Raw genomic sequence first — 11,148 nt, 5'->3', positions numbered from 1 at the left:
GAGATAACCGCTGAAAGCATCTAAGCGGGAAACTTGCCTTGAGATGAGTCTTCCCTTGACTTGAGGTCACGGAAGGAACGTTTAAGACGAAGACGTGGATAGGCTGGGTGTGTAAGCGCAGCGATGCGTTGAGCTGACCAGTACTAATGAACCGAGAGGCTTAACCTTACAACGCCGAAGGTGTTTTGGTGTCGGCAGGGCGTAGAGAGATAAATTTTCAGCTTGTTGAACAGATTGATTCGGGTGGTTGCGGAAGAAGAGACGCGCCGCCTGGAATAAACCGAATATGCCTGGCGGCGATAGCGCGGCGGTCCCACCTGACCCCATGCCGAACTCAGCAGTGAAACGCCGTAGCGCCGATGGTAGTGTGGGGTCTCCCCATGTGAGAGTAGGGAACTGCCAGGCTTTAAATACCGTAGAAACCCTCAGCGAACGCTGGGGATTTTTGCATATCAGGGTCTGTATCATTTTATTTTTCCATATGAAAGATTAAATCTATGACCACCCTCGTTTTTGCAACCCGCATTTTGATGAATTTTGGGCTTGCTTAAATCTATCCGGCGTCACTATAGGCAAGGATGCCCGCGCCTCGATGAGTTCCGCGCCAGATGTTCCTAAAAAACCACTCGGCTTTAATAAGCCATCTTAACCTGTAGTGGTCAACTAATTCCGGACAGTAAATTAGAGAGAGCCTCAGCTTTTTCTTAATTGGCATAAGTTAACGAGAGTTTTTTCCTAATTGAATGCCTACTTGTACTTAAGCTGACGACGTAGTTCATATCAAGTTTGAGCCAGCATTGAATGATTAAACCTTAATTTCGCCTGGACATTTCTCCTAAGCTGGCTTAATGTCTCTGCTTCTGATTTTGATAAGTTTGGCAATTTTCAAGTTCTTATTCATTGTCATGGTGTGGTTCTTGCTGGTTGTGGTGGCCCATTGCTCTAAATCATTCGGTAATATATCAGCGGCGAAATCCTCCTGGTCACAAAAAAATATGTCTTATATCTCCACTCTAAAGGATAAGATTTTACGATACACTAAATAAATTGGGATTACAGTTTCACAGCCAGACTAAATTTTAAAAAAATGTATCCTTATAGTGTATAAATATATCATAACACTACGTTTATTATTCTAAACTTTACTCATTCTATATTGCGTTGAAATATGAAGAAAAAACGTCCTATTTTACAAGATGTTGCTGATCGTGTTGGTATAACTAAAATGACGGTAAGTCGTTTCTTGCGTAATCCTGATCAAGTTTCTGAGCAATTGCGAAAGAAAATAGCGGATGCTTTAGATGAGTTAGGCTATATCCCAAATAAAGTACCGGATATTCTCTCTAATTCCACTAGTCATGCTATTGGTATTTTATTGCCTTCTTTGACTAACCAAGTTTTTGCGGAGGTTATTCGTGGTATCGAATATGTGACGGATAGTTATGGTTATCAAACTATGTTGGCCCACTATGGCTATCGCTCAGAAAAAGAAGAAGAGCGTTTGATTTCTTTACTTTCCTATAATATTGATGGTTTGATTCTTTCAGAACGTACTCATACTCCACGAACTTTAAAGATGTTGGGAACGGCTGGTATCCCTGTCGTTGAACTGATGGATTGTGTTTCTCCTTGTTTTGATATGGCAGTTGGTATTGACAACTTTGAAGCAGCTCGGCAGATGGTAATGGCAATGATTGAGCGTGGTTGCCAGCGGGTGATTTATCTTGGTGCGAGACAAGATGAAAGGACAATTATTCGTCTGGAGGGCTATGAAGCTGCAATGAAAAGCGCCGGGTTAAAGCCAGGTAAGATAATGACACCAGACAGCTCTTCTTACACATTAGGGGGACAGTTACTGAATGAAGCACGAACAAAATATCCTGATGTTGATGGTCTATTCTGCACTAACGATGACCTCGCAATCGGAGCAATTTTCGAGTGCCAACGTCAAGGGATAGCTGTACCACATGATATTGCGATAGCTGGCTTTCATGGTCATGATGTTGGTCAGGTGATGACACCAAAACTTGCCAGTGTATTGACGTCTCGTGACTTATTGGGGCGGAGGGCTGCCGAATTATTAATGGCTCGGCTGAAGGGCGAACATTTACCGCAAAAAATGATTGATATCGGCTTTCAGTTATCTCTGGGAGAGAGTATCTAATCGGTCTGCTGGATTTGCGTTTTTTTGAACTCATTTGTGATAAATATCACATTTATATTTCCTGAATATTCCGTGTTGTTGCGAATTTCGTCTCTACTTCTGATAATGTTACCGATAACAGTTACCGGTAACATTTGTGGATAAAATATCTACGCTGAGGAGTTTATATGAGCGATACCCAACATTCGAATCATGTTTTTGTGCTTATGGGGGTATCCGGTAGTGGTAAATCTGCTGTTGCCAGTGCTGTGGCCTATAAATTGGATTCTGCTTTTTTAGATGGTGATTTTTTACACCCAAGATCTAACATTAATAAGATGGCTGAAGGCTATGCACTGAATGATGAAGATCGTGAACCTTGGTTGAAATCACTGAATCATGCAATTTTTGCTATGCAACGCACAAACCCGGTTTCCCTGATTGTTTGCTCTGCTTTAAAAAAACATTACCGGGATATACTGCGTGGTAATAATAAGAATCTGTCATTTCTTTATATGAAAGGCGACTTTGATTTAATTGAAAGTCGATTGAAGGCACGTAAAGATCATTTTTTTAAATCTCAAATGTTGGTATCTCAGTTTGAGGTATTAGAAGAGCCGGGGAGTGATGAACAGGATGTTTATCTGGTTGACATTAGATCATCTCTTGATGAAGTGATAAATCACTCGATAAGAATAATTAATAATGTCATTTCAGGGGGAAAATAATGAGTACTTTAACCTTAGTGCTGACAGCGGTGGGTTCTGTTTTTTTACTGTTGTTTTTGGTGATGAAGGCCAGAATCCACGCTTTTGTTGCGTTAATACTGGTTTCTATGGGAGCGGGTGTTTTTTCTGGTATGCCACTGGATAAAATTGCTGAAACAATGCAAGAAGGAATGGGAGGAACGTTAGGTTTTCTGGCTATTGTTGTCGCACTGGGGGCGATGTTTGGTAAAGTTCTGCATGAAACAGGCGCACTGGATCAGATTGCGATTAAACTACTAAATAGTTTTGGTGAAAAGAATGCTCATTATTCATTGGGGATCGCTGGCCTGGTTTGTGCTTTGCCATTGTTCTTTGATGTAGCTATTGTTTTATTAATTGGTGTGGCGTTCGCAGTCGCGCGTCGTACTGGCGGTAATGTAGTGAAGCTGGTTATTCCTCTGTTTGCTGGTGTCGCAGCCGCCGCAGCATTTTTGTTACCTGGTCCAGCACCGATGTTGTTGGCTTCACAGATGAATGCTGATTTTGGCTGGATGATCTTGATCGGTATCAGTGCAGCGATTCCTGGGATGTTACTGGCGGGGCCAATCTTCGGTAATTTTATCAGTAAGTATGTCACTCTGGATTTGCCCGTGGATATAAGTGAGCCAAGCCTTGGTCAAGGTAAGATGCCATCTTTTGGTTTGAGTTTGTCACTGGTTCTATTCCCTTTGGCTTTGGTTGGGTTAAAGGCTATTGGTGAGAATTTTGTTGAACAGGGTTCTGAGTTGTATCAGTGGCTTGAATTTATCGGTCATCCATTTTCTGCGATTTTGATTGCTTGTTTGATTGCTATTTATGGTTTGGCAATTCGCCGTGGGATGAGTAAAGAAAAAGTGATGGATATTTGCTCTTCGGCTATTCAACCGGCTGGAATTATTTTATTGGTGACTGGGGCTGGTGGTGTATTCAAACAAGTATTAGTGGATTCTGGTGTTGGTCCTGCTTTGGGAAACGCATTGATTGGGGCAGGGCTGCCTATTGCATTAGCGTGTTTCATCCTTGCTGGTACAGTACGCGTTATTCAAGGTTCTGCAACTGTTGCCTGTTTGACAACTGTTGGTCTGATTTTGCCCGTTGTTGATCTTCTGGAATATTCTAGTGCCCAGCTTGCAGCTCTTTCAATTTGTATTGCGGGTGGTTCTTTGGTATTGAGCCATGTTAATGACTCAGGCTTTTGGTTATTTGGTAAATTTACTGGTGCAACAGAATCTCAAACACTGAAAACTTGGTCAATTATGGAAACTATTCTTGGAATAACAGGTGCCGTTGTAGGGATGATTTTTTTTGCTGTGATGTAACTTTTTTGCCATCTTAATAGCTAAAATTTAAAGTGCTTTTCTCGGCGTTAAATAATGCCGCCTTCTATAGAAGGCGGATGATAAGCCAACTATGCAGATGATTAATAAAGCTAGAACAGCGTTCTCGCTAATGGATGGCGATTGCACCAGCGATCTTTATAGGAGAAAGTAGGTTTGCCAATAGAATAGCGCATCGTTTTTTGATTTTGCTGACAGAGCGTTGAAGCATTTTGAATATTTAACCACATGACAATGCTTCCAAGGCTGAGATTAGCGTATTCAGGATCGTATCCACCGTTTACTGCATCGAATGAAACCCATTGAGGGCTGTCTGATTTTATAACTAAATCGTAGGCTGCTGGGGTTCCATTGATAGTTAATACACATCCGTACAGATGTTGTTTGAGTTCGGTATATAGTTCGGTTAATTTTCCTTTTTCTTCTTCACTGTGTTTTTTTTCCCACCGTTTTTCGTACAGTGTGGTGTAAATATCAACAAATTCCTGGCAGGTGAAATCATCAATTTGATGTATTTCTCCGCCTGCACGCTTAAATTTATTAATTTCATTACTCCGATTTCTTCTTGTTTTATAAGAAAAATCTTCTTTAGCAAGGCATATTGTTCGCTTGTTTAATCGGCCATAGTAGATGTTGACGAAGTTTTCTTTGTGCAGAGGCGATATGGTTTTTGACTTCCCAGGGATGATAGTTTTTAGATGTTTGGCGATAGGGAAGAGAATTTCATCGTAACTGAAAAAATAGTAGTCCTTTTGGTGACTTGCTGCCAGATGATGATCTTTACATGTAAAGTATGCCCCTTCGATAACGTTTTCTATTTGTGGATTTTCTTTGACGTAAAAGATAAAACTATTGCCAAATTTTTCATTTAAAAAACGTACAATATCTGGATGAGTAGATATTCCACCACCATAGAGAGAATACGCTTGTTGGTAACGTTCGAAACTACATTCTTTCCAGCCGGAGATGAGCCTTTTTATAGAGCTGAGAGGATACTTTTTGGGAAAAATCATATTTTAAATACTCTTTTTAACGCTATGTTTTACACATGGTATAAACTTATTTTCAACGCATTAAATACAACAAAAAAGATAGTTTGTCTTTATTAAATGGGTTTCTTGTGAGCTCATACATATTGTAAATCTAAGATTATAAGTTTAATTTTTCTGCACTAAAAACAAGATAAGTATTTAGTACTATTCCCAATCAAGCCTTATTGTTGCTTATTGACCGAGAACATCTATTAACTGTTGGTATAAAGCTTCAGCACTGCGTTCATAACCTGCGGCTGAAAGGTGAACATAATCAGGACGAGCAAGATCTTGTTGCGCCCAGCTCCTAATTGAGCATTTTCCACCCATATATGCACGCCAGTTCCAGAATAGTGTGTGCTGATCTTGAGCGACTTTTTGTTGAGTATGGATGATATTATCCAACATTGTTGGTTGTTGTGCTATACAACTTGTAAATTGGTTGTTTTTCAAAGAATCACCCGGCCCAATGATAAGGATAACTGTTTGTGGTAACTGATTACGAATCTGCTTTATCTTAGTTTCCAGTTGCTGGCGATAGTTTGATAAATCCAGCGAATGATTAAATGCCTCATTTGTGCCATAGGCGAGGATCACCATATCAGGATGCATTTGAACTAATGTATCAATCCATTTTGGCTGCCATTTATCCATCATATTAATGGTTGCACCATTAATACCCAAGGCAGATAACATAATACCTGGTTGTTTACGTTTGATAAACCAGCCGCCTAATTTTAACTGATTATTTTGTATCGCCATAATATTAACTGGGAATGTAACTGATTCTTCAGTAGAAAATTGCCAGTGATCATGGGTTGCCGGTAATTTTAGTATTCGTTTGGTTGCAGATTGTACCAGAATCTGAGCATCACCCGATGCTTGGTATAACGTTTTGAGTTGATAGCGGTCATGGGATGGTGCAAACAGTCTTAGAATTAATTGACTTATTTGGCTATTGGGTTCTGCAATTGCACCGCCGATAGGAAAATCAGGCCGATTATCTTTGCGGCTGGTGGTGAGTTTCCATTGCTGCTTATCATCGGTCATACTGACCATAGCGTTACGTTGACCAGGTACATTAATTGGGCTAACAAAACCAATCCCTGCATCGCCAAAACGTTGTTGCAATAAAGAGCGAAGCTTGCCGGTAAAAAAGTCTGCGGCAGTATGGGAATCTCCTATCTGAACAAAATGCAGTTGATTATGGCGGCTGTTGTGGAGTTTATCCGCCAGTAAAGCTAAATTCGGTTCACCAAAGTCTATTAGCTGTTGGCTCTCTTTTGCAGACTGTTGTGTTGGCAACGGCAATGGTTTTTGTTTATGGCACGATATCAAACTTAAAGAGAGTGTGATGACCAGACTAATGCCAGCAGATTGGTATCGCCGACGAAGTTGTTTAATTATTTTCATTTTGTTTAGCGGGTTCCTGAATAAATTTAATCAATGAAAATATGTTATCTGAGATAGCTTGCTGGCCTTTCAAGCTAAAGTGTATACCATCACCGCTTCTGAGTTTAATTTTGTTACTATTGTCGCCGACATAATCGGAATAATCATTTGCATGATATTTGAAAATATCATTAACAGAAACATAGATTTCTCCAGCTTTCGTTACTTCCGATTGATATAAGGATCTCAGATATTTCATGCTGGCAGAAAGTTTTTTCTGTCGCATATTGGGAGGAGCAACCCAGATAATATCAGCACCGTGGTTACGTGCTGCGGTAAGGACCATTTCGATACGCTGGCGATAGAGGTTTTCCCAATCAGGGCTGGCGAATTTCAGGTAGATGTTTCCATGTCTTGGTGGCATATCCCAGGGATCATTTGGCCCCAAAAAAATAACAACTAGCTTGATATCACGGTTGGCTTCCAGTGTTTTATTGATAGTTTCCGGCCAATTAAAAAAACTGGGATAAGCAAGCCCAGTACTTTGTTTGCTGAGATTAATACTTGAAATACTGTAATCCCGGTAGAGCCGACGTTTCAGATGGGGAGCGATACCTTGCATCATTGAATCTCCAGCAAACAGCACTTTATCTTTGGCTGTCAGTGTTACGTTGGTTTTAGCGATAACTGTGCTGGGGGAAACATTATTTCTTAAATTATGGGGTATTGGTGAATTAACAGGATGAGTATGGGGAGATTTCTGTAATAACTCAGGGAAAATTGCAGGCAGATTTGTAACAGGAGAGGGATAACCACTCAGGAGCTTGAGTCCAATTTGAAAATCCGCAGGCAGTGTGATATCAGTTTCTTGGAGAGTTTGCTGATGGTTGCTACTGTTATTGCTGGTAGTATGTGACATGAAAGCTTCCCCCGCAGCGAGTACACCTTGTTCCAGGTTATCACCGAAATCCCAGAGCGGATGGCCTTGCAAAGTCGCCCAAAGACTTTGCTGGTGATATTCTTGTTGCCAGAATCTATCCAGTGAACGATGATTTAGCCAGATTAACAGTAGGCTAGTTAATATTACGATAAAAATAACTTGCCCGGCCGTTTTTAAATTAGATTTGAATTCAGAAATTGGCATAAATGAATCCTGGTATTCCTTGTGGTGAAATCATAAATACCAAAGTCAGAATAATCGCTAATGGTATTGGGTAGCATATCCATGAAATCTGAGAATACATTTTCTCAACCATTATTTTTAGATTAATCAGCCACGGATAAATAATAAAGAGTCCCCAGAACATCAGTAACAACCCACTATTGGCTATTATCGAGTGAAATAAATTTGATGATATCAATTGATTTAATAGAATTATTGCATCATCTAGAGTAGGACAACGGAAGAAAACCCATGCCAGACAGACAAAGTGGAAAGTGATGATTCTGGATAAAAATGAAATGACTGGATTTTGGGGAATATTTTGATTCTTTTTGTCTATTGGGGGAAATAACTGATATTTAACATTTAGGATTATTAATCCCAATCCATGAATAGCTCCCCAGATAATGAAATTAATTCCGGCTCCATGCCATAACCCAGAGATTACCATAGCAACAAAAAAATTGAGATTTTTACGTACAAATCCTTTCTTATTACCACCAAGAGGAATATAGATATAATCACGGATAAATTCAGATAAACTGATATGCCAACGGCGCCAGAAGGCTTGTAAGTTTTCAGCCAGATAAGGGGCATTGAAGTTTTCAGGTACTCTGAATCCAAGGAGTAATGCTAATCCAGTAACAAGATTGGTATAACCAGAAAAATTAAAATAGATATGCCAGGCATAGGCATAGATACTAACCAAGATTTGCCCTGCATTGTAGCTGACGGGATCATCAAAAACCGGATTAACATAATTTTCGGATAAATAAGAGCTGAACAAAAATAGTTTGGTTATTGCCAATGTAATTAATAATATGGCTCTTGATGGTTCAATGATCACTCTTGATGATATCTGGATTTGAGGCAGGAAATCTTTAGCTCGGTTTATTGGTCCGGCAACAATACTCGGAAAAAAGCATAGATATAAAGCGACATCAGGAAATGATGCTTTGGGTATTTCTTTTCTTACGACAGCAACGACATAGCTGACGGAATGAAATGCATAAAAAGATAAACCCAAAGGGACGAGTAGTGTTAGTACGGGTAAATCTATGGACAAGCCAAATTTGACAAACGCTTGTTGGAGACTTTCTTGAAAGAAAGAATAATATTTGAATAGAGTGAAACACCCCAGAATACCTATTGTCAGGATAGTAAACGTGATGCGGTTGGATAGAAATTTGCTGGCTATGTTTGTTAAAAGATAAATAAATAGCGTATAGCCAAATAGGATGCCGGTGAAAAGCGGATTAAAGGAAAAGACAAACAGATAACTTGCGATTATCAGCAGGTAGTTTTGTGTTTTCGCATGTTTTTGTAGCATCCAATACAAGAGAAAGAAAGCAACAAAGGAACCAAGAAACTCAAAAGAAAAGAAATTCATATTAAACTCTGGTCAATCATTTTATCTCAATACAGGTTAATATCGAGGGATACTATAGTATTTAATCTAAACATTCTGTCAATGAAAAGAACAAATGGGTGGATATAAGAAAATCATCCATTCCATAGTGACTGCTTGTCCCAATAAGGCTATTTTATGTGCCCTTCTTTGCCATAAAGAGCGAACCCGGGCAGCGCTCAGACAAAAGCATGCGCTTTTGAACGCACTTTAGTGCGGCCCGTAAGGCGAGCGAAGCGAGTCATCCTCACGTACTACATGTACATGTACGTTCCGGTTTTTCCGCGCTGTCCGTGTTCACGGTTCATTGATAAAAATAGCTTGCAACAAGCAACAATTACGCCTATTGAGATTGGCACTTACTCGTGATCGTTTTTAGCTAACTTCTGCGCCTGAGTAATAAGCCCTTTATTGCTGTTAAATACTTTGTGCAGGTAGTTGTTGTAAGTTGAACCCAATTGTGAATATCCTTCAAGATTATCAATCAATTTGCTGGTATTTAGTGATTCCTGAAGGCTTCTCTGCTTGGCGCGTGAAGCACGTAATGATTCATAAGCGTTATGGGTGTTCATATTTCTCATATAGGCTTTGACCGAATCATTGATAGTTGGATAGGTGGAATAACCTTTTATCTTACCTTGGGTTTTCTTACAGTTATTACCGCAACGCATACCAAATAAGTTGTTGTTCTGTTGTGCAAGCTTAGATGTTCCCCAACCAGATTCTGTTGCGGCCTGAGTGGCAACAAAATGGGTTGGGATGATGTCAACACGACTTAGTAGCTTGTTCCAGTTAACTTTTTTAGGCGAGCTGCTACAGCTCACGTTGTAGTTTTTACAAATTTGTTGCAGGCGCTTGATGTTCTGTATAGACCAATGCTTGGCATTTTGGTGTTCCAGTAGCCATTTCCGTTCCTGCATAATTTGTTGATTGTGTTGATCAATCACAGGGACAACAACATTTAAAAACGCTTTCTTACGTAGGGTGCCCGAAGGGTATTTTCGCAAATCTGGCAAATTGCTTTGCATGCCATTGTGAGAATACTCTATGCTTTTAGCTGTGCTAGTTGAAGCATGACTAAAAGCGGAAAACAATAGTGAGATAAAGAAAGCGAAGATGGCAGTCGTCCTCATCGTTTGAGAGGGCATTGCTTTTCCTCGTTTGCTCTGAATAAAAAACAAGCTGATGTTAGCAAAATAAATCCAGCATAGCCAGAGTTATTAGTGATTCATAAATATATTTTCTGGAATGAAAATTATTATTTTGCTAATTTGTTCTGTGGTTTTTTATTAATTTATATATGGTTATGTGCTGTTTGTGTACAAAATATTGCCTGCCTAGGTTGAATTATTCATCAGATATGATCATGATTTTTGAGTTAATTTTGTGCCTGTAAGTCGCTTTATCAAAAGAAAAGTGATTTGTAAACCAGCTAGTATAATATCGGAAGTGATTGAACTTAGTTTTATATAGTACTGTTAATTATAGTACTGCCAATCGTAAGAACACCGCAGCGAGTAATAAACTAATTGATATTAATATTGCCGTTATAAGAATAAGTATCATTTTCATAAAAAGGTAACCCGTTACCGATATGGTCTCTTTCCTCTGTGAGCTAAAACTAAGTCGTATCTGTCAGGCTTGAGCTAATTTTATAATAGATCCATTGTTATTGGTGCGGTGCAGGATATTCGATATGGTTCTAAATGTTAAGTTAAAATAAGTAACAATGTGTTACAAATATTTACTGCGGGTGATATTGTAAGAATATAATAATGGAGGTGTATATAAGAATAAAGAAAATTTAATAATTTATTTGTTGATAATATAAATATTTATCTTTCTATTTTTATATTAAAGGTGTTTTTGGAGAATTAAATTTATATTTTTCTCGTGCTAGGTTAAATTATTTCTCACATTTTTATATTA

At 39.1% G+C, this 11,148-nt stretch carries 8 protein-coding genes and 2 rRNA genes; 5 read left to right on the top strand and 5 right to left on the bottom strand.

The features are described 5' to 3' along the window. The 5 genes from AAC155_RS20100 to gntU all read left to right on the top strand — a co-directional run. A 23S ribosomal RNA gene (locus AAC155_RS20100) occupies positions 1-168 on the top strand; the annotation flags it as partial. Between the two features lie 121 nt (positions 169-289). Then, positions 290-405, top strand: a 5S ribosomal RNA gene (rrf, locus tag AAC155_RS20095). A 763-nt stretch (positions 406-1,168) separates the two neighbouring features. After that, complete coding sequence (gntR, locus tag AAC155_RS20090) at positions 1,169-2,164, top strand: gluconate operon transcriptional repressor GntR (protein WP_112879097.1); 996 nt, start codon at positions 1,169-1,171, stop codon at positions 2,162-2,164. 167 nt (positions 2,165-2,331) lie between these two features. Further along, positions 2,332-2,871 carry a gluconokinase gene (gntK, locus tag AAC155_RS20085; protein ID WP_113043881.1) on the top strand — a complete coding sequence of 180 codons (540 nt, stop codon included), beginning with the start codon at positions 2,332-2,334 and terminating at the stop codon, positions 2,869-2,871. After that, a complete protein-coding gene (gene gntU / locus AAC155_RS20080) occupies positions 2,871-4,208 on the top strand; it encodes a gluconate transporter (protein WP_113043880.1) in 1,338 nt (445 codons plus the stop codon). Before gntK ends, gntU begins: the two co-directional genes overlap by 1 nt. Before the next feature lie 110 nt (positions 4,209-4,318). Here the strand turns inward: gntU and AAC155_RS20075 are convergent, their stop codons facing one another. The 5 genes from AAC155_RS20075 to AAC155_RS20055 form a co-directional block, all read right to left on the bottom strand. Beyond that, positions 4,319-5,239 (bottom strand): GNAT family N-acetyltransferase, encoded by a 921-nt coding sequence (locus AAC155_RS20075; protein ID WP_113043879.1) that lies wholly within the window; start codon positions 5,237-5,239, stop codon positions 4,319-4,321. Between the two features lie 210 nt (positions 5,240-5,449). Beyond that, on the bottom strand, positions 5,450-6,670 hold the full coding sequence (locus AAC155_RS20070) for an SGNH/GDSL hydrolase family protein (protein WP_113043878.1): 1,221 nt from the start codon (positions 6,668-6,670) through the stop codon (positions 5,450-5,452). After that, positions 6,657-7,793, bottom strand: coding sequence for an SGNH/GDSL hydrolase family protein (locus AAC155_RS20065; RefSeq protein WP_113043877.1), 1,137 nt, complete (start codon positions 7,791-7,793; stop codon positions 6,657-6,659). Before AAC155_RS20065 ends, AAC155_RS20070 begins: the two co-directional genes overlap by 14 nt. Next, the gene (locus AAC155_RS20060; protein ID WP_113043876.1) at positions 7,780-9,201 is read right to left on the bottom strand and encodes an MBOAT family O-acyltransferase; all 1,422 of its coding nucleotides are present in this window, start codon (positions 9,199-9,201) and stop codon (positions 7,780-7,782) included. The genes AAC155_RS20065 and AAC155_RS20060 overlap by 14 nt, the downstream gene beginning before the upstream one ends. A 377-nt stretch (positions 9,202-9,578) precedes the next feature. Continuing rightward, positions 9,579-10,367, bottom strand: coding sequence for a protein bax (locus tag AAC155_RS20055; protein ID WP_113043875.1), 789 nt, complete (start codon positions 10,365-10,367; stop codon positions 9,579-9,581). Positions 10,368-11,148 lie beyond the last annotated feature (781 nt).

This window comes from Photorhabdus sp. HUG-39, assembly GCF_963878365.1.
Lineage (GTDB): Bacteria > Pseudomonadota > Gammaproteobacteria > Enterobacterales > Enterobacteriaceae > Photorhabdus > Photorhabdus kayaii.
The sequence above is the reverse complement of the archived record's forward strand: the minus strand, read 5'-3'. Positions and strand labels throughout refer to the sequence as shown.